The organism is Nocardia sp. NPDC058480, assembly GCF_042720495.1.
Lineage (GTDB): Bacteria > Actinomycetota > Actinomycetes > Mycobacteriales > Mycobacteriaceae > Nocardia.
Window position 1 is genome coordinate 377,828 of sequence record NZ_JBHXMN010000003.1, and the last position, 18,569, is coordinate 396,396.

An 18,569-nucleotide genomic window follows, 5' to 3' on the forward strand; every position below is an offset into this window, starting at 1 on the left:
GGTTACGCCTTTCCCTCGGCTGCCGGGTGCGCAGCCAATTCTTGCTCGGTGTAGTACTTTTCGAGCTCGCTCAGTTCGAACAGGGCGAGTAGGTCATCGCGCATCGGCGTCTGATCGGCCGGGGTGACGGTCACGTCGGGGATCTGGGCTTCCGACGCCGGATCGACGGCGCAGACCAGCAGCGTGTTGCGCCAGTCCGGGTTCATGCCGGGGTGATCGTCGCGGGTGTGGCCGCCGCGGCTCTCGGTGCGCAACAGCGCTGCCTTGGCAACGCATTCGCTGACGATCAGCATGTTGGCCAGGTCGAGGGCCAGGTGCCAGCCGGGGTTGAACGGTCGTTTGCCCTGCACTGCCACGTTGGCGTAGCGGGCGCGCAGCTCGGTGAGTTTGTCGATCGCCGCGCGTACCTCGTGTTCCTTGCGGATGATGCCGACCAGGTCGTTCATCGTCTGCTGGAGTTCGGAGTGCAGGGTGTACGGATTCTCGCCGGGGCCGTCTGCGGGTGAATCGAACGGGGCCAGTGCGATTTTCGTCGCCGCCGCGATATCGGTCTCGGACGGTGTCGGTTTGTCGGTCAGCTGCTGGACGTACGCCGATGCGCCGAGCCCGGCCCTGCGGCCGAACACCAGCAGATCCGACAGCGAGTTGCCGCCGAGCCGGTTCGAGCCGTGCATGCCACCGGAACACTCACCGGCAGCGAACAATCCGGGTACGACCGCGGCGCCGGAATCGGGGTTCACCTCGATCCCGCCCATCACGTAGTGGCAGGTGGGGCCGACTTCCATCGGTTCGGCCGTGATGTCGACATCGGCCAGTTCCTTGAACTGATGGTGCATCGACGGCAGCCTGCGCACGATCTCGTCGGCGGGCATCCGGGAGGCGATGTCGAGATAGACGCCGCCGTGCTCGGTGCCGCGGCCCGCCTTCACCTCTTCGTTGATCGCCCTGGCGACCTCGTCGCGGGGGAGTAGGTCAGGGGTGCGGCGCGCGGAATCGTTGTCGCGCAACCACTGATCGGCTTCTTCCTCGGTCTCGGCATACTGGCCCTTGAACACCGGCGGGATGTAGTCGAACATGAACCGCTTGCCCTCGGAGTTCTTCAGCACGCCGCCGTCGCCGCGCACACCCTCGGTGACGAGGATGCCCTTCACGCTCGGCGGCCAGACCATGCCGGTGGGATGGAACTGGAGGAACTCCATATTGATCAGCGTCGCGCCGGAGCGAAGGGCCAGCGCGTGACCGTCGCCGGTGTACTCCCATGAGTTCGAGGTCACCGTGTAGGACTTGCCGATTCCGCCGGTGGCCAACACGATCGCGGGTGCCTTGAACAGCACGAGACCACCGGATTCACGCCAATAGCCGAACGCACCGGCGATCGCCCCTGCGTCGGTGAGCAATTCGGTGATCGTGCATTCGGCGAAGACCTTGATCCTGGCCTCGTAGTCGCCGGTCGCCGCGTAGTCCTCCTGCTGCAACGAGACGATCTTCTGCTGCATCGTGCGGATCAGTTCGAGGCCGGTCCGGTCGCCGACGTGCGCGAGCCGAGGATAGGTGTGGCCGCCGAAGTTGCGCTGGCTGATTCGCCCATCGGCGGTTCGATCGAACAGCGCCCCATAGGTTTCCAGCTCCCACACCCGATCGGGTGCCTCCTGGGCATGGAGTTCGGCCATGCGCCAGTTGTTGAGGAACTTGCCCCCGCGCATGGTGTCTTTGAAGTGCGTCTGCCAGTTGTCCTTCTCGTTGGCATTGCCCATCGACGCCGCGCAACCACCCTCGGCCATCACGGTGTGTGCCTTGCCGAACAACGACTTACACACCACCGCCACCGAAAGCCCTTGTTCGCGTGCCTCGATCACGGCTCGCAGACCCGCGCCGCCCGCTCCGATCACCACGACGTCGTAGTCGTGCCGTTCCACGTCTGGCATTGAAATTCAAGCTCCTCGCGTTGTCGCGGCTCAGTTGACGAACCGCAGGTCCGAAATGGTGTGGCTCGCAACCAACATCACGTAGAAGTCGGTGAGCACGAGGGTGCCGAGGGTGGTCCAGGCCAGCGCCATGTGGCGGGTGTTGAGCTTGGAGATCTGGGTCCAGTACCAGTACCGCACCGGGTGGGCGGAGAAGTTCTTGAGCCGCCCGCCCGCGATGTGCCTGCACGAGTGACACGACAGGGTGTAGGCCCAGAGCCCGATCACGTTGACGAGCAGGACGATATTGCCCAGACCGAAGCCGAAACCACCACTGCTGCCGTGGAATGCGGTGATCGCGTCGTAGGTGTTGATCAACGTGACCACCAGCGCGACGTAGAAGAAGTAGCGGTGCGCGTTCTGGATGATCAACGGCAGCCGCGACTCACCGCTGTAGCGCGCGTGCGGCTCGGCCACCGCGCAGGCGGGCGGGGAGAACCACACCGAGCGGTAGTAGGCCTTGCGGTAGTAGTAGCAGGTCAGCCGGAAGCCGAGCAGGAACGGCAGCACCACGAAGCCCAGTGGGATCCACATCGGCAGCTCGGGGAACGGGGTACCGAAATGCGCCGATCCCGGTACGCACGAGTCGCTCAGACACGGCGAGTAGAACGGGGTCAGATAGTGGAACTCGGGCACCCAATAGGCCGTCCGGACAAAGGATCTGATCGTCGCGTAGACGACGAACGCGAATAGTCCGAGCGCGGTGAACAGCGGCGGTAGCCACCAGCGGTCGGTGCGAAGGGTGCGCGCGGAAATACGGGCACGCGTTTTGCTGAAGACGCCGGTGCCCGCGGAGTGTGAAGCGGGGGAGGCGGTCGGTGCGGCACTCACGGTGGATGCCTCGCTGATCTTCGGGTCTGCGGCGGTGATCATTACCCACCGCGATGGATTGTGATGTGGAGCACCATACGCCTGTGTTCGCGCCGCTCGCCGTGGGTCTCACGCACTCGGTCCCCGCGCACGCCGGTGATCTCGATCACAGCGATGACGTCTGTGACGCTGACGTAGGTGGCGCATGGGTCGGCGCGGCGACCCTGTTGGCAGGGCCGCCGCGCCGGTGATCAGGTTCTACTTTGTTCTCGGCCGGGAGTGGAAGCCGAGGCCTTCGTCCTGGGCGCCCATCCATGCTGCTTCGTCGGACTTGCTGTCGGGAACGTAGATCGGCTCCGACCTACGGGGGATGGCGAGTTCCGGCGGTGGTGCCTGCTCGAAATCCTCGGCGTCGATGACGAGCCGCTCGAGGTCGTTCTCCAGGCGACGGATGGTGGCCGCGTCGCCGTAGTTGGAGCGCAGTGCACCGATCGATTGCCGGAGTTGGCCGACCGCGTAGCGCAGTTCCGCGATATCGCTGCGTGTCATCGTTACCTCCTGTGTATATGGCGGGCATACCGACTCGCCGGATCACGGGTACGCCCGAAAAGTCCCCGGGCCGCACTGCACCGAGCCATGTGACTCACCACACAACGTGATCTCCACCACAATAACGGATCTTTTCGGTTTACGCCCGAAGTTGCGGGAGACCGCTGAATTGCCGTCCGGTAGCTGTTGGGGCTCACCCCGCGACGGCGTAGCGGGCGCGGACGCCGGTCCTCGCCCGGTCGACCAGCGCGGTGATCGAGTCGGCGACCTCCTCCGCGCGTTCGAGGATGACGCTGTGACCCGCGCCCTCGATCCGCACCAGCTCCGCACCCGCCAGCTGTGAAGCCAGCACCACCGAGTGCGCGAACGGCACCATGAGATCGGCCGAGCCCGCCAGTACGAGAGCGGGCAGGTCGCCGAAGCGGGCGAGCGTGTTCGCCTCGTCGAAGTCGAGCAGCGAGCTCAGGAAGCCGGACATGGTCAGCAGCGCGGTCTCGTTGAGCACCGCGGTGGCGATGGCCGTCACGCGCGGATTCATCCGCCGGGTGCCCGTGCTCGCCTCGCGGATCAGCGGTCCGAAGATCCAGCGGGAGAAACGCTTCGAGGCCTGCATCACCCGGGGTGCGTGCACGACGGCGCGCTGCAGCGAGGCCACCGCGTGCCGGTTGAGGAGTCGGCCGAGGCCGACCTCGGTGATACCGCCGGCGGCGCCCGCGATCAGGCCGATCCCGGCGACCCGGTGACCGATGGCCGCCGGATAGTGGCGGGCGTAGGCGAGCACCACCATCGCGCCCATCGAGTGACCGACCAGCACTACGGGCCCGGTCGGTGCGACCGCGCGCAGCACCGCGTCGAGATCGGTGGCGAGCTGGTCGATCGTGTAGGTGGCGTGGTGGGCGTGCCCGGATTCGCCGTGGCCGCGGTGGTCGTAGAAGACCATGCGGGTGCCGGCGTCCCAGTCGCGCAGCAGGTGCTCGCGCAGGAATGACCAGGATTCGGTGTGCAGGCAGTGGCCGTGGACGAAAACGACGGTCAGGGCCGCATCGGTGGCGCCGAAGCTGCGCACCGCGATCGGCACACCGTCATCGGCGACGACGGTGTAGCGGTGACCATCGGTGTCGGTGAAAGGGAAGGTCTTCGACATTGCGGCCTCCTCCGGTCCGGCGGGACGCACCTGAAGCGTCCTGCTGGGCTTTTCGGAGAAGGTTTCCAGCGTGTTAACCGGTCAACCCTCGCGTTATCCACCCGATGCGCAAACGATCCCGGGCAGGCCCGCACCGTTACCCAGGAAAATCTTCGTCTATCTAGCGCTCGTACTAGAAATTTGTAGATTGCTGCCGAATGGTGCGTCGACCTGACTTTCTTCGACTCTCTAGGTGATGTCCTAGAAACCTGAATACGCTCATACGCTCCGGAGGTAGCGGCCGAAGTGGGGGACGGTGAAGCCGATCGTGCCGCGTTCGGCCGAGTAGATCAGGCCCTTCTTGATCAGGCCGTCGCGCGCGGGGGAGACCGAGGCGGGTTTGCGGCCGAGCTCGGCGGCCACCGCCGACGTGGCGACCGGGGCATCGTCGCCGGCCAGGTCGGCCATGGCGCGCATGTACTCGCGTTCGGCGGGGGTCGCGCGTTCGTAGCGGGAGCCGAAGAAGCCGACCGCCAGTTCCTCTTCGGCCGCGGGGGAGGCCACCGCGACGTCTTCGGCGGTGATCGGGCTCTCGGGTGCCTGATCCCAGGCGGCCTTGCCGTAGGCCTGTACGAAATACGGGTAGCCGTCGGCTCTTTGGTAGAGCGAATCGAGCGCGGTTTCGGTGAACTTCACGTCCTCGCGTTCGGCGGGGGCGATCAGTGCCAGGTCGGCCGACTCGCGGTCAAGTCGATCGATACGGTGATAACTGAACAGTCGCTCGGAGTAGCTTTTCGAGGCCGAGAGCACCGCGGGCAGATGAGGTAAGCCCGCGCCGACGACGATCAGCGGGGCGCCGTCCTGACTCAATTCGTGACAGGCGCCGCAGATCGCGGACACGTCGGCGGGGCCGAGGTCTTGCATTTCGTCGATGAAGATGGCAATGCCGACACCGATGTCGGAGGCAAGGGCCGCGGCCTCTTTGAACAGCTCGATCAGATCGATCTCGATATCGCCCGAGTCGGCGCGGCCGGTCACCGCGGGCACGTCGATGCCGGGCTGCCACCGTTCGCGCATGCCCTTGTCCGCGGTGGCGCGCAGGGCGAAGGCCTTGAGAATGCCGAGGAAATCGTCGACCTGTTCGGAATTGCGGGCCGACATCGCGATCGCGCGCACCGCCATATGCAGCGCCGAGGACAGCGGCCTGCGCAGATCCTGGTCGGGCCGCGCCTCGATCTTGCCGGTGCCCCAGCCGCGCGAGATGGCGGCGGAGCGAAGTTGATTGAGCAGCACGGTCTTTCCGACACCGCGCAGGCCCGTGAGCATCACGCTGCGCTCCGGCCTGCCGCGGGCGATGCGCTCGAGGACGATGTCGAACGCCGCGAGTTGTTTATCGCGCCCGGCCAATTCGGGCGGACGCTGGCCGGCGCCGGGTGCATACGGATTGCGCACGGGGTCCATGCCGGATAACCGTAGCGCGTGTGCGTTGGAGAATCTCGGTAACTCTCGGCTGTGTCCTAGATACTGCTAGCGAAACCGAGAATTGCTGTCGAAGCCGGAATGGAGCCCGATGTTCGAGCAACCTCAGACCACCGCGGAGATCGTCGCGAGCTGGCCGCTGCCGCAGGGCGCGCACCTAGCCGACACGATCCGGCGTGACCTGCTGGCCACGCTCGACGCGGGCTTCGACGACCTGGACCCGCAGACGGTCGCCGCCCTGGCGATGGGGCCGGTGCTGATCATGCTGGGCAGGCTCGAGATCGACCTGGCCGACGCCCGAACGCGCATCGACCAACTCGAGCGCGCGCTGCGCGATCGGTAACGCACCGTGCGACCGCGACGATGAAATCGTTACCCGCACCGACACGCCGGTGTCATGGCCCCTGTTCTGGGCTTTTCCGGTCGGAAGAAAACAACTTGCGTGCTTCGCTGGACAGCGCTCATCACAGGCCGTAATCTTCTCGTGACTTAGTGGAGTCTGTCGGTTCGTCAGAGAAGCGGCGCCATTGGGTCACCGCCGAATAGTCGTGATCGCCAAGCGATTCGCGTCGAAGCGGCGGGAGAGTAGCAAGATCGGAGACTCGTCTCGGTGGGTAAACACAGCTTGCAGCGGGATTCTCGACTGCCGAATTCCGTCAAGGGTGCCCTCGTCATGGGTGCGGTGGCCGCTACAACCGGTGCGATGCCCGCGATTTCGCAGGCCGCCACGATCAACATCCCCGGTCTCGGTAACTTCGATCTGCCGCCAGAGCTCGAGCAGCCGGCACAGCAGGTCGAGAAGCAGCTGCAGGCGATGGTCGCCCCTCAGGGCCAGGCCGCACCGCAGCTCCCGAGCGTGAACTTCGACAACCCGTTCTCCCAGCCGCAGCAGCAGTCCGCGGGCAACATCGCCCTCGATGCCGCTCGCGGCAAGCTGGGCGCACAGTACAACTGGGGTGCCGCTGGCCCGGCGAGCTTCGACTGCTCCGGTCTCGTGCAGTGGGCATACCGCCAGGCCGGTGTCGAACTGCCGCGTACCAGCTTCGAGCAGTCGCATGTCGGCGCTCCCGTTTCCTTCGACAACCTCCAGGCCGGTGACATCGTCATCACCAACGGTGGTGGCCACGTCGGTATCTACGCGGGCAACGGTCAGCTTCTCAACGCCGTGCAGTCGGGCACCCCGGTGTCCTACACCCACCTCAGCGCCGACGACGTCGTCACGGCTCGCCGTATTGTCTAAGGGGTGACCCCCCAGCGCTCCGAAACCCAGGCCCGCGTCGATGCGTGGATCTGGGCGGTGCGCCTATTCAAAACACGCTCGGCCGCGGCAGTCGCTTGTCGCGCCGGGCATGTTCGCGTTAATGGGGTCACCGCGAAACCGGCGCTGACCGTCCGCCCCGGTGACGAGATCAGGGTCCGCCATGCCGGTCTCGAGCGCATCGTCGTCGTCGAGCGAATCATTCACAAGCGAGTCGGCCCGCCGGTGGCCGCCCAGTGCCTGATCGATCGCAGCCCGCCGCCGCCTCCGAAGGAAGTGTTGGCCACGCTGCCCCAGCGTGAGCGGGGTGCCGGTCGCCCCACGAAACGCGAACGGCGCGAAACAGATCGGCTGATGGGCCGCACCGACTAGACCTCGGATGTTGTCGGGCGTTAGCCGCGAACGGCGGCGGCTCGACCTGGTCCGGTGGTCGGGGTGTGGGCGATCGCCTACGGTGGCACGTATGGGTGAGCGCACGACGATGTTATCGACTGTTCTCGCCTGCTGTGTTGCTGCCGTCGCCACGGGGCCGCGGCTGCTCTGGCCACGCGGTGCCGATACCGCATTTCTGGACGGGCTAGCGGTCGCTCCCGTTCCTCCCGCGCGTAACACCGTTGGTCTGACCGCGCTGGCGCAGGCCGAGCTGTCCGCGCCGACGACGATCGTCGCCGAGGGGGTGTGGACGCTGCGGTCGACGGAGCTCACCATGTCGACGTTCCTCATCCGCCACCCGGACGCCACCTTCCTGGTCGACCCCGCGATCTGCGCGGGCGTGCACGAGCGGGTACTGCCCGAGTTGCCGTTTCCGGTGCCGCTGCTGGTGGGTCCCGACAGTCCGGTGCGGGGTCTGAGCGAAGTGCTGGCCGCGCACGACCTCACCGGCAACGACATCGACTTCGTGCTCCCGACGCACCTGCACTGGGACCACGTCGCCGGGCTGTACGAGCTGCCCGGCCTGATCCCGATCCGGGTGCCCGCCGCCGAATACAGCTGGGCGATGGCCGGTTCGCACGCACCGCTCGGCGTCGCCCGCGGACCACTGCGCGGCCGCGCCTTCGACCTCTACGAACTCGACGGCCCGCCGGTCCTCACCTTCGCCCGCAGCCACGACCTGTTCGGCGACGGCTCCGTCCTGATCGTCGACCTGGCCGGACACACCCCCGGCAGTGTCGGCATCCTCCTCGCCGTCGACGACGGCTCCCGCGTCCTGCTCGCGGGCGACGCGGTCTGGAGCACCCTGCAAATCGACCTCCTCCGCGAAAAGGCGCCGCTGCTCGGCGAACTACTCGACGCCGACCGCGACCGGGCCTTCGAAACCATCCACCGCCTGCACGCCCTGCCCGCCGATATCGAAGTGATCCCCGGCCACGACCGCGCCGCCGTCACTGCCCGAACCGCACCATGATCACCGCCCGGAACGTCAGCCCGCGAGACCGGCGGCGACGCTGGAATACCGTGGCCGCCAATCCAATTCATCATGGGCGAGCCGGCTGGAGATTCGCATCGAGGTCTCGGACATGAGCGCGCCGATATAGGGGACGGCCAGTCGGATCATCCACGCGGGCAAGCGGATCGGGCGTGGGGTCTGCTGGCTACGGGACACCTCCGCGAAGAACTCCCGCCAGGTGATCGGGTTGTCGTCGGCGATGTTGTAGGCGCGCCCGGGTGCGCCGCGTTCGAGTGCGGCGACGGTCGCGGCGGCCGCGTCATCGACATGGACCCAGGTATTGACTCCGCCGGCGCCCAACGGCCCGACCGGACTGTGCTCGCGCATCATGTCCGCGAACAGATCACTGAACGCACCGGGACCGTAGAAGAGTCCGTACCGCAACGCGATTCCGTCGACACCGGGTGCGTCGAAGACTTGACTCTCGCCGGAAACGCACGCGCGAACCACCTCGTCGGCCACCCCGCCGTCGTACACCCCGAACCGATCGCGCTCGGTGACGAGCCGGTCACCGTGATCGCGGTACCCGTAGCCGAGGATCAGCGACTGGGTGACGAACCGACCGGCACCGACCACCGCCGCGGCGTCGAGCAGGTTGGCCGTGCCGACCGTGCGCAGCAGCCCGGTCGGATCGTCGGCCGGAATCCGGCGCTGCACCTTCGCATCGCGCAAGGCGGTGGCCTGATGGATCACGGCATCGGCGCGCAGACCGTCGACAGCGCGCAGCAGTCCCTCGCGGTCGAGCACATCGGCGGTGACCGGGGTGGCGCCGAGCTCGCGCACGAGCGGGAAGGCACCCGGATCGCGGACGAGCGCCGACACCGTATGTCCGTTCGCGGTCAACGCGCGGATCAGCGGGCGTCCGATGGCACCGGTGGCACCTGCGAGCAGAACCTGCATGATCGTTCCTTCCGGCTGAGTGGGTGTTTCCCTACCCTCTGGACGGGGTATCGCCAGTGTTTGTGACGGCCTGTGATCGGCTTCACGCCATGCGGGAACGACCGTGCTGATTGGGTGATGTCACGGCGGGTCTGCGGCGTGTCGGTGTGTATCGTGCGGCTCATGCGAGTCGACGGTCGGGAGATCCCGGTCACGGGGAAACTCCTGCAACCGCTGATCCGGCGAACCAGTGACATCGTCCGGGTAGTGCTGGCGGGGATAGGCGTTGCCGTCGTGGTCGCGGGCTCGCTGATCACCCGGCCGGAATGGCTGGCACTGGAACGCTCGGTCGCCAATATCGTCGGGTTCCTCAGCCAGGACCAGTCGACCATGGTCTACCTGATCTACGGAATGCTCATCCTGGCACTGCCGTTCGCCATCCTCATCGAACTCGTGCTGCGCGCGCAGTGGAAGCTGCTCGCCGGGTACGCGGCGGCGGGCCTGCTCGCCGCGCTCGCCCTGTCGATCACCGGTGCCGGCATCTCCACGCCGAAATGGCACCTGCCGGTCCCGGACCGCTTCGACACCTTCCTGTCGCAATTCCTCGACGATCCACGCTGGATCGCGATGCTCGCGGCCATGCTCACCGTGTCGAGCCCGTGGCTGCCGGTGCGGCCACGGCGCTGGATGTGGTTTCTGTTGCTGATGTTCGCGCCGATCCACCTGTTCGTCAGCTCGGTGGTGCCCGCGCGGGCGATGCTCGGCTTGGCGGTCGGCTGGCTGGTCGGCGCGGTGATCGTCTGGCTGGTCGGTACGCCCGCGCTCGAGGTGCCCCTCGACGCCGCGGTCCGGGTGCTGGCCGGGCGGGGATACACCGTGAAAGCCTTCCGGGTCGACCGGCCTGCCGGGCGCGGACCACTGCTGCTGGCCACCGAGGTCGACGGGCCAGAAGACGAGATCGTCGTCGAGCTGTACGGCAAGAATCAGCGCAGCTTCGGCGCGATCCGGCAGGTGTGGCGCTGGATCACCTTCCGCTCCAGCGAGACCGCACCGCTGCACGGATCGATGCACCGCGCGGTGGAACATCGGGCGCTGCTCGGCATCGCGATCGGTGACCTCCGGATGGCCGACAGTCATCAGGTCGCGGTGGCGGGCTTGAATCGCGGCTGGATGCTGTACGCGCACACCATGCCTCGCGGTACGCAGATCGCGACATTGTCCGCGCAGGTACTGCCCGGGGTGTGGCGTTCGCTGCTTCGCCTGCACGAGAACCAGATCAGCCTCGGCGATCTGCAACCCGACTTCGTGCGAGTCAGCCAGGGCGACACCCTGTTCGGCGGTTTCGCCGCCGCCGAATTCGGTACGGCGCAGGCGCAGTGCCAGACCGATATCGCCCAGCTGCTGGTGACCACGACCTCGCTCTACGGCAAACATGAGGCGGTCTCGGCGGCGATCGAGGCGCTCGGCGAGGACAAGGTCGCCTACGCGGCCAGGCGCCTGACGAAATCGGCCATGTCGATCGGCATCCGGAAGTCGGTGCCGCAGTGGACCAAGGTGATGGCCACCGCCCACGAGGAGGTGCGCAGGCAAACCGGCCACGACCGCATCCAGTCCGAACAGATCACCCGCTTCACGCGCAACCAGCTCATCCAGCTCGTCCTGCTCATGGCGCTGGTCTATGTGGCGTATCCGTTCTTCAGCCAGGTTCCGACGTTCTTCAGTCAGTTGCGCACGCTCAACTGGTGGTGGGCGCTCGCGGGTCTTGCCGTCTCGGGGCTGACCTACGTCGGCGCCGCCGCCGCGCTGGGTGCTTGCGCGGACGGGCTGATCAAACTGCGCTATCTGCTCGTGGAGCAGCTGGCCAACACCTTCGTGGCGACGACCACGCCCGCGGGCGTCGGCGGGTTGGCGCTGAGCGTGCGGTTCCTGCAGAAGGCGGGCATGTCGACGCTGCGCGCGACGGCCGCGGTGGCGATGCAGCAGTCGATGCAGGTGCTCACCCACCTGGTGCTGCTCGTGGTGTTCAGCGTGGTGGCCGGAACATCGAGCAACCTGGCCCACATCGTGCCCGACGCGACGGTGCTGTACCTGATCGCGGGCGTCGGTGTCGGGTTGATCGGCGCGTTCATGTTCGTGCCGACGCTGCGTCGCTGGGTGAATCACTCGATACGCCCGCAGGTCAAGGAAGTGCTGGGCGAACTCGCCGACCTCGCGAAGGATCCGAGGCGATTCGTGGTCATCGTCGGCGGCTGCGGCGCGATCACCCTCGGGCAGGCGCTGGCGCTGTGGACGGCCGTCGAAGCCTTCGGCGGTGGCACGGATTTCGTGGCCGTCACCATCGTCACCATGATCGGCGGCACGCTGGCCTCGGCCGCGCCGACACCCGGTGGCGTCGGCGCGGTCGAGGCGGCGCTGATCGGTGGTCTCGCGGCCTTCGGCGTTCCAGCCGAGATCGCGGTCCCCGCGGTACTGCTCTACCGAGTGCTGACCTGTTGGATCCCAGTCGCTTTAGGCTGGCCGGTCATGCGTTGGCTAGATAAGAAAGACATGATCTGAATTGTTGGAGCGCTGGCGCGCTCGGATCGCGGCCCTTCGGGCCCCGATTCTTCCCTCCCTACGGGCACTCCTTCGTCGCACCCTTCAGTCAGTCCAGAATCGGGCGGGCCGCGACTACAAGACTTCCTGAATTGCGGCCGAGCGCTCAGTTCGCCCGCAATGCGATCACGAGGCCGTCCTTCGAGCACACCGATGGGGTGGCGGCGTCGGGCTGGGCGTTGCACTGCCAGCCGTCGACGACCATCGCGTCGGAGGGACCGATCGTGGTGGCGTAGGTGGTGGCCACAGTGATCGCCTCGGTGCAGCCGGGGCGACCCGCGGAGTTGCCCACCGCGATCACGGTGCGCGCGTGCCCGCCCGCGTCGGTGACCGGGCCGCAGTTCACGTCCTCGACCGTGGTGCCTGGGTCCGGTTCGGGCGGAACGCTGCTGGTGGTGGTGACCGGGGGTTTGGTCGGGTCGACCGTGCGAATCGGGCTGGGCGCGGGTGACGGTGGGTCGGCCGGTGCCGCGTCACCGCGCAGGCCGATGGTCAGGCCTTGATTGACGCAGATGTGTTTCACCGACGCGTCGGGCTGTGGTTCGCAGACCCAGCCGTCGACATTCGCCGCATCGCCGGTGCGCGGCACTTCGAGATAGTCGGCGACGACATTGAAAGCCTCGGTGCAGCCGGCCCGGCCCGCGTCGGAGGCGAACACGATCACATCGGCGGTGGCGCCGTTGCCGCCGGTCACCTGGCCACAGTTGACGTCTTGCAGCGGCGGGGGCGCGGGGTGCGGCGGATGGGTTGGGCTCGGCGAAGGCAGTGGTGCCGCCGAGGTGCCGGTCAGCTTCGCCGCGGAGGTCTTGCCCGCCGTGGTCGTCGCCGCGGTGGTGCTCGACGGGTGCGCCGAATGATCTTCCTTGTTGTCGCTACAGCCGGACAAGCCTGCGATCACGGCGAGTGCGGCGACCGCGCTCGCGGCGAGCCGAGTGGTTCTCACAATTCCTCCCACAATGTTTAGCTGCGCAGTTGCCTGCGTATTCAATCACGGTGTCGCACACCGCTGTCTGATCCAGATGTGCGCGTTGCCCGGCGAAATATCTGTGGTTCGGGGTTTGCGTGCCCCGGCATTCACCGGGTTGCCCACCGCTTGCCGAACGGGCTGTTCGGTCGGTTCCGGGGGATGAACAGCCTGTGACGTGAACCACCCCACAGCGTGCGCAGGTGTGTGCGGGGTGGGGTTCCACCACCTAAACTGTCTGGGACGTAGCCAGATGATGACCGAAAGGTGTTTTCGATGGGATCCCGGACGGTGGTCGCCGATGTTGCCGATGAGCTGGCACGCCGGGTAGCCACCGGCGAGTACCGACCTGGCGAGCTGATGCCGTCGGTGCGCCAGGTCGCCGATGAGTTCGGGATGAACCGCGCCACCGCCCAGCTCATCCTCGGCAGACTCGAGTCCTACGGATTCGTCGAGGCGCGGCGTGGCAAGGGGTTCACCATCCGCGATGTGCGGGTCGAGGGCGGCATGGACGTCTACCGGCACCTGTTCCGGTTCTCGATCACCGCGCCCGCGGTCGCCGCCGAGATGTTCACCGACATCGTCGAGGTGGAGCGCGGCATCGTGGGCGAGGCACTGCTCGCCTACACCGCGGGGGAGAAGGTGCTCGATCCGGCCGAGCTCGCCGCCGCCGTCGACGAGCTGGAGACGATGGCGCGCCACGCCGTGCCCGACCACGCGCGCATCATCGCCGCCGAGATCGCGCTGGTGCGCAAGCTCCTCGGCGTGCTCGAGATGAGTATGCAACGCGCGGTGCTGAATTCGATCGCCGATATGGTCGTCGAGGTGCCGGAGGCGGTTGCCGCCTACTTCGCCGTCGCCCCCGATCTGCACGTGCTCGTCTGGCGGGCGCTGCTCGCGGTCTGGGACGCCGAATCCGCGCCGAGCGACGCCCAACTCGCCCTGTTCGGTGACCTTTTCGCGCTGTATCACGAGAAGGTGATCGCCCGTTTCGGTCAACTCGTCGGCGAGACACCGATCCACACCGTGCCACTGAGCTCGGCCGTCTGAACTACCCTGCTAGCTGTCTGAGTCGGGCTTCTTCGTTGTCGCGCCCGCGGTGTGCTGCCACGGCAGGTGGTGTGGCACCACCGTCTCGATGATCGTGGCGACCCGTGGTGTGTGCGCGGTCGCCAGACCCGACCCGACCAGCACGCCAAGCGCGATCGACATCACCGAGAGCAGCGCCGACACCAGTACCTCCAGCCCGCCGCTCGACACCCCCGAAATCGAGTGCGTGACCAGATCGGAAATCCCGGTGAAGCTGATCCCGCCCGGTACCAGCATCCAGAACGCGGGCAGGAACGCGACCTGGGGCGGTGGCGCGTGCTTGCGGCCCTGGATCAGATATGCCGCGTTCACGGCGACGAGCCCGCCGAGGAACGTGCCCGTCAGCGGACCGGACACGTGCTTGCCGAGGACCTGTGCCGCGAAGGTGATGTAGAGGACCAGCAGCAGCCAGCCCACCGAGTTCTGGGGCGCGCTCGACCGCCACGAATGTCCGTAACCGATCAGAAGCACCCCGAGCAACGGGGCCCACCAACCCAATTGGGCATTACTCACCGGCGGATCCGACAGCGGTCCGAGCACGCTGATCCCCACGTAGCAACCCAGCGCGAGCAAGAACAGCATGTTGATGCCGTAGACGACGCGGCTGGCACCGGCCACCATCGACCCGGTCGCCAACTCGATCGTGCCGTTGGTGAGCATCGCGCCGGGCAGCAGCGTCGCGATCGCGGGAACCAGCAACTGCTGCGGCTGCCCGCCGGCGAGCGCGCCGGGAAAGCCGTACGCGAGCACCGCGACCACCACCGACGCGACCACCGGCAACGCCAGCGAGAGCAGCTTCACCTTGTCGGCGAGCTGGGTCAGCACGCCGACGACCAGGCCGAGCACCACATAGCCGACCAGTGCCCGCGCCCCCGGATTGAGCATCATGCCGACGCCGACGGTCAGCATGACCTGGCCGAGCAAGATCAGCCACGGCGGACTGCCGGGCTTCTGGGTGAGGATCTTGTCGAGATCCCTCGATGCCTGGCTCGGCGGCGGCGCGTCCTGCTCGATCTGGTCGATGAGCCGGTAGAGGCCATCGATCTGGTCGAGCGGCAGGGTGCCGACGCGGGCGTCGAGCATGTCGACCGCGGAGCTCTCGTCGGCACGTACCCGGACGAATACCGCGGTGGGCAACACCATGAAGTGGATGTTGTCGGTGCCGTAGCGCCGAGACAGCTTGTCGAGGATGGCCTGCACCCGCGCGGAGGTCTCGTCCGCGCCGACCAGCGCCACGCCGATACGGCACAGCAGATTCAGCAGGTCGGCGGGCACGGGCGGGTCGACGGGCTCGTGCTCGGTGGGCCGGGGCGGGGCCTTCGCGTATCCCTCGCGGATCTTGGCGATGGCATGGGCCACTCGGTTCCTGGCCACCTGCCAGGTCTTGCTCGCGTATTCCTCCGAACCCATGCCACCGCCGTCCGCAACCGTTGGGCAATGCTGCGGGCGGTGTACAGAACACCGCCCCGCAGGTCAGATACGCCGAGTGTAGTGCTGGGAAGCTTGCCGCGTCGCCAACTACCCCCGCACCTGAGCCCTGGCTAAAGTTCGCGGGGAGGCGGGCTAGCCGTTGAGTCGGGTGAGGCGGTCGTAGGCGGTGACGTATTCCTCGACGAGGCGGTTGACCACGTCGGCGCTGCGTTCGACCTTGTTCATCATGCCGACCACCTGGCCGACCGGGTTGAAGTTCACGTCCTTGGCGGCCTCCGGGTAGCGGTGCCCGCGCTTGACGCCGTCGAGGGCGACCATCATCTGCAGCGGCATCGGCAGCGGGTCGGGGGTCTCGGTGGACTCCCAGGCGTCGGTCCAGTCGTTGCGCAGCATGCGGCACGGCTTGCCGGTCCAGGACCGCGAGCGGATGGTGTCGTGGCTGGTCGCCTCGAGGTAGGTGTCCATCTGGGCGGGCGGCACATTGGCCTCCTCGACGGTGAGCCACAGCGACCCGGTCCACGCGCCCGCCGCGCCCATCGCCAGCGCCGCCGCGACCTGCGCGCCGTTGCCGATGCCACCGGCGGCCAGCACCGGCACATCGCCGATCGCGTCGATCACCTGCGGCCACAGCACCAGCGAGGACACCTCACCGCAGTGCCCGCCGCCCTCGGTGCCCTGGACCACCACGAAGTCGAGGCCGGCCGCCTTGTGGTTCATCGCGTGCTTGACCGAGCCGCACAGCGCGCCGATCACCCGGCCGGAATCCTGGATGCGCTTGACGACGTCATCGGGCGGGGTGCCGAGCGCGTTGGCGACGAGCTTGGCCTTGGGGTGGTTCAGGATGACGTCGACCTGCGGGCCCGCGGTGGTGGCGGTCCAGCCGAGCAGCTCGTTGTGGTGCTCGCCGTCGGGCAGCGCGGGCACGTTGTGATCGGTGAGGATCTGCTGGGCGAAGTCGCGATGACCCTGCGGAACCATCTGCGCCAGCTGCTTTTCCAGCTGTTCGGGGCTGAGTCCGTCGACGCCCTTGCCCTCGTACTTCGACGGGATCACCAGGTCGACCCCGTAGATTCCGGTGACGTGCTCGTCGAGCCAGGCCAGCTCCACCTCGAGCTGCTCGGCGGTGAAGCCGACCGCGCCGAGTACCCCCAAACCGCCCGCGTTGCTCACCGCTGCCACAACATCGCGGCAGTGGGTGAAGGCGAAGATGGGGAACTCGATGCCGAGCTGTTCGCAGAATTCGGTACGCATACCGAACTGTAACATGTTCTAGTTTGGTCGAAAATGCCCGATTTCTACAGCGCGGCATCCTCCAGCGCGGCCAGCGAATCCTCGAGGTGATCGAGCAGTCGATGCAGGTCGGGCAGCGTGCGGCGGCAGCCGACCAGGCCGAAATCGAGGTTGTCGCCGTTCGAGGTGAGCGTGATGTTCACGGCCTGCCCGTCGAGCGGGATCGACAGGGGATAGGTGGCGTCCAGGCGCGAGCCGTTCCAGTACAGCGACTCGCGCGCACCGGGCACATTCGAGATGACGATATTGAACGGCGGCGTCGCCACCGAGGCGAACCCGGGCAGCAGCATCGCCGCGAGCGGACTCAACATCACCCCGGCCATCGCCAGCGTCTGCGTGGGCGTGAGCGAGCGGTACACCTCTTTGTTGCGGCGCGTCGAGTCGCTTACCACCCGAAGACGTTCCAGCGGATCCGCGACATCGGTGCCCAGATTGCACAGCAGCGCCGCGATTTTCACGCCTTGGGTGTCGACATCGTCTTCCTCGCGCAACGACATCGGCACCAGCGCGATCATCGGCTTGTCCGGTAAAGCATTGCGCTCCAGCAGATATGCCCGCAACGCGCCCGCCGACATCGCCAGCACCACATCGTTGACGGTGGCGCCGGTCGCCTTCTTCACCTGCTTGACCCGATCCATCGACCAGCTGCGCACCGCGCACTTGCGGGCACCGCCGATCGGCACATTGAACAGCGTGCGCGGCGCCTCGAACGGCAGGGTGAGCTGCTGTTGCAGCAGACCGGTGCGGGTCGCCTTGATCAACGCGGTGGTCGACGAGCGCGCCGAGGTGACCGAGTCGATCAGCCCGCCCAGCCGGGATTTGCCGGGGCGGGCGGGACCGATCTTGCGCGGCAGGTTCCACGGCCGCATGAGCTCGGTCGCGAACGGATCAGTGGTGAGCGTGCGTCGCATGAGGCGCTGGGCCGAAACACCGTCCACCAGTGCGTGATGCATCTTCGAATAGAGCGCGAAGCGTCCATCGGCCAGGCCCTCGACGAAGTGCAGCTCCCACATCGGGCGGTGCCGGTCGAGCAGCGAGCTGTGCAAGGTGGACGTGTGGTCGAGCAGCTGGTCGAATTGGCCCGGTCCGGGTAGGGCGCTGCGCTGCACGTGATAGTCCAGGTCGACGTCGTCATCCTGGGTCCACGCCATCTGTGGTGCGCCCAGCCAGGTGGCAGGTCGCTTACTGAAAGTGGGCCGAACGGTCTTGTCGGCCAACAAGGTGTCGCGGAACTCGCGCAGATATTCGGGCCCCGCGTCCTCTGGCGGTTCGAACAACTGCAATGAGCCGACGTGCATCGGGTGCTCACGAGATTCCGCGAGCAGGAACAGCGCATCCAACGGCGCGATGAGATCCATGACAGATCGCCCCCTGACGAGAGTGGGTCGTTGCTCAGTGTTCAGACGATCGACCACGCTGTCGGGTACGGCACCCCTGCGTGCCGTACACCCAAGTTACCCGGCCGTTCGGTATCGCGTCAGCTGAACGCCCAGACCATCACGAGATCCATGGTGTTCACCGAATGTTCAATTCGCGGAACAGTACTGGATGCTGGAGGTGAAGAGAACGAAGCGGGGCCCCCCCCCCCAGTAGCCGCCCCCCGGTGTTTGGGGGGGGGAAAAAAAGTCGCGGGGTTGGGGGCGCGGGGGGACCGCGGCGCCCCGCGCAGGATTTATGGGGGGGTAGGGGGC

The 18,569-nt window shown here is 66.9% G+C and carries 16 protein-coding genes; 6 read left to right on the top strand and 10 right to left on the bottom strand.

Annotated features, from left to right (window positions below; genetic code table 11):
* Nucleotides 1-2: 2 nt before the first annotated feature.
* From ACFWO8_RS10565 to ACFWO8_RS10585, 5 genes are all read right to left on the bottom strand, one after another.
* Nucleotides 3-1,925 (bottom strand): fumarate reductase/succinate dehydrogenase flavoprotein subunit, encoded by a 1,923-nt coding sequence (locus tag ACFWO8_RS10565; RefSeq protein WP_378947469.1) that lies wholly within the window; start codon nt 1,923-1,925, stop codon nt 3-5.
* A gap of 30 nt (nt 1,926-1,955) precedes the next feature.
* The gene (locus ACFWO8_RS10570; RefSeq protein WP_378948197.1) at nt 1,956-2,795 is read right to left on the bottom strand and encodes a hypothetical protein; all 840 of its coding nucleotides are present in this window, start codon (nt 2,793-2,795) and stop codon (nt 1,956-1,958) included.
* 237 nt (nt 2,796-3,032) lie between these two features.
* Nucleotides 3,033-3,323: a hypothetical protein gene (locus ACFWO8_RS10575; protein WP_378915991.1), complete on the bottom strand. Its 291-nt coding sequence runs from the start codon at nt 3,321-3,323 to the stop codon at nt 3,033-3,035.
* 193 nt (nt 3,324-3,516) lie between these two features.
* On the bottom strand, nt 3,517-4,467 hold the full coding sequence (locus ACFWO8_RS10580) for an alpha/beta fold hydrolase (RefSeq protein ID WP_378947472.1): 951 nt from the start codon (nt 4,465-4,467) through the stop codon (nt 3,517-3,519).
* Between the two features lie 258 nt (nt 4,468-4,725).
* A complete protein-coding gene (locus ACFWO8_RS10585; RefSeq protein ID WP_378947475.1) occupies nt 4,726-5,907 on the bottom strand; it encodes an AAA family ATPase in 1,182 nt (393 codons plus the stop codon).
* A gap of 109 nt (nt 5,908-6,016) precedes the next feature.
* Here ACFWO8_RS10585 and ACFWO8_RS10590 point away from each other — a divergent pair, with 109 nt between their 5' ends.
* The 4 genes from ACFWO8_RS10590 to ACFWO8_RS10605 all read left to right on the top strand — a co-directional run bounded on the left by ACFWO8_RS10590 (nt 6,017) and on the right by ACFWO8_RS10605 (nt 8,588).
* Nucleotides 6,017-6,268: a hypothetical protein gene (locus ACFWO8_RS10590; protein WP_378947478.1), complete on the top strand. Its 252-nt coding sequence runs from the start codon at nt 6,017-6,019 to the stop codon at nt 6,266-6,268.
* Nucleotides 6,269-6,598: 330 nt separating this feature from the next.
* The gene (locus ACFWO8_RS10595; protein ID WP_378948202.1) at nt 6,599-7,165 is read left to right on the top strand and encodes a C40 family peptidase; all 567 of its coding nucleotides are present in this window, start codon (nt 6,599-6,601) and stop codon (nt 7,163-7,165) included.
* Nucleotides 7,166-7,168: 3 nt separating this feature from the next.
* Complete coding sequence (locus ACFWO8_RS10600) at nt 7,169-7,555, top strand: RNA-binding S4 domain-containing protein (protein WP_378947482.1); 387 nt, start codon at nt 7,169-7,171, stop codon at nt 7,553-7,555.
* A 91-nt stretch (nt 7,556-7,646) separates the two neighbouring features.
* Nucleotides 7,647-8,588, top strand: coding sequence for an MBL fold metallo-hydrolase (locus tag ACFWO8_RS10605; RefSeq protein WP_378947485.1), 942 nt, complete (start codon nt 7,647-7,649; stop codon nt 8,586-8,588).
* A gap of 15 nt (nt 8,589-8,603) precedes the next feature.
* Here ACFWO8_RS10605 and ACFWO8_RS10610 read toward each other — a convergent pair whose 3' ends face one another.
* On the bottom strand, nt 8,604-9,530 hold the full coding sequence (locus tag ACFWO8_RS10610; RefSeq protein ID WP_378947489.1) for an NAD-dependent epimerase/dehydratase family protein: 927 nt from the start codon (nt 9,528-9,530) through the stop codon (nt 8,604-8,606).
* 162 nt (nt 9,531-9,692) lie between these two features.
* Between ACFWO8_RS10610 and ACFWO8_RS10615 the strand changes: the two genes are divergently transcribed.
* Nucleotides 9,693-12,065 (top strand): flippase-like domain-containing protein, encoded by a 2,373-nt coding sequence (locus tag ACFWO8_RS10615; protein ID WP_378947492.1) that lies wholly within the window; start codon nt 9,693-9,695, stop codon nt 12,063-12,065.
* A gap of 145 nt (nt 12,066-12,210) precedes the next feature.
* On the opposite strand, the gene ACFWO8_RS10620 is transcribed toward ACFWO8_RS10615, so the two are convergent.
* Nucleotides 12,211-13,047 (bottom strand): hypothetical protein, encoded by an 837-nt coding sequence (locus tag ACFWO8_RS10620; protein ID WP_378947495.1) that lies wholly within the window; start codon nt 13,045-13,047, stop codon nt 12,211-12,213.
* A 297-nt stretch (nt 13,048-13,344) separates the two neighbouring features.
* Between ACFWO8_RS10620 and ACFWO8_RS10625 the strand changes: the two genes are divergently transcribed.
* Entirely contained in the window at nt 13,345-14,118 is a 774-nt protein-coding gene (locus ACFWO8_RS10625; protein ID WP_378947498.1) for a GntR family transcriptional regulator, read from the top strand.
* 9 nt (nt 14,119-14,127) lie between these two features.
* Here ACFWO8_RS10625 and ACFWO8_RS10630 read toward each other — a convergent pair whose 3' ends face one another.
* From ACFWO8_RS10630 to ACFWO8_RS10640, 3 genes are all read right to left on the bottom strand, one after another.
* Nucleotides 14,128-15,567, bottom strand: a complete 1,440-nt coding sequence (locus tag ACFWO8_RS10630; protein WP_378947501.1) for a threonine/serine exporter ThrE family protein — start codon at nt 15,565-15,567, stop codon at nt 14,128-14,130.
* Between the two features lie 153 nt (nt 15,568-15,720).
* A complete protein-coding gene (locus tag ACFWO8_RS10635; RefSeq protein WP_378947504.1) occupies nt 15,721-16,839 on the bottom strand; it encodes an NAD(P)H-dependent flavin oxidoreductase in 1,119 nt (372 codons plus the stop codon).
* A 44-nt stretch (nt 16,840-16,883) separates the two neighbouring features.
* Nucleotides 16,884-18,236: a wax ester/triacylglycerol synthase family O-acyltransferase gene (locus ACFWO8_RS10640; protein WP_378947507.1), complete on the bottom strand. Its 1,353-nt coding sequence runs from the start codon at nt 18,234-18,236 to the stop codon at nt 16,884-16,886.
* Between the last annotated feature and the right edge of the window lie 333 nt (nt 18,237-18,569).

Bases quoted from the DNA above. Each gene is read 5' to 3' on its own strand.
- ACFWO8_RS10565 (WP_378947469.1), bottom strand. From the start codon at position 1,925: ATGCCAGACGTGGAACGGCACGACTACGACGTCGTGGTGATCGGAGCG.
- ACFWO8_RS10575 (WP_378915991.1), bottom strand. From the start codon at position 3,323: ATGACACGCAGCGATATCGCGGAACTGCGCTACGCGGTCGGCCAACTC.
- ACFWO8_RS10580 (WP_378947472.1), bottom strand. From the start codon at position 4,467: ATGTCGAAGACCTTCCCTTTCACCGACACCGATGGTCACCGCTACACC.
- ACFWO8_RS10585 (WP_378947475.1), bottom strand. From the start codon at position 5,907: ATGGACCCCGTGCGCAATCCGTATGCACCCGGCGCCGGCCAGCGTCCG.
- ACFWO8_RS10590 (WP_378947478.1), top strand. From the start codon at position 6,017: ATGTTCGAGCAACCTCAGACCACCGCGGAGATCGTCGCGAGCTGGCCG.
- ACFWO8_RS10595 (WP_378948202.1), top strand. From the start codon at position 6,599: ATGGGTGCGGTGGCCGCTACAACCGGTGCGATGCCCGCGATTTCGCAG.
- ACFWO8_RS10605 (WP_378947485.1), top strand. From the start codon at position 7,647: ATGGGTGAGCGCACGACGATGTTATCGACTGTTCTCGCCTGCTGTGTT.
- ACFWO8_RS10610 (WP_378947489.1), bottom strand. From the start codon at position 9,530: ATGCAGGTTCTGCTCGCAGGTGCCACCGGTGCCATCGGACGCCCGCTG.
- ACFWO8_RS10615 (WP_378947492.1), top strand. From the start codon at position 9,693: ATGCGAGTCGACGGTCGGGAGATCCCGGTCACGGGGAAACTCCTGCAA.
- ACFWO8_RS10625 (WP_378947498.1), top strand. From the start codon at position 13,345: ATGGGATCCCGGACGGTGGTCGCCGATGTTGCCGATGAGCTGGCACGC.
- ACFWO8_RS10630 (WP_378947501.1), bottom strand. From the start codon at position 15,567: ATGGGTTCGGAGGAATACGCGAGCAAGACCTGGCAGGTGGCCAGGAAC.
- ACFWO8_RS10635 (WP_378947504.1), bottom strand. From the start codon at position 16,839: ATGCGTACCGAATTCTGCGAACAGCTCGGCATCGAGTTCCCCATCTTC.
- ACFWO8_RS10640 (WP_378947507.1), bottom strand. From the start codon at position 18,236: ATGGATCTCATCGCGCCGTTGGATGCGCTGTTCCTGCTCGCGGAATCT.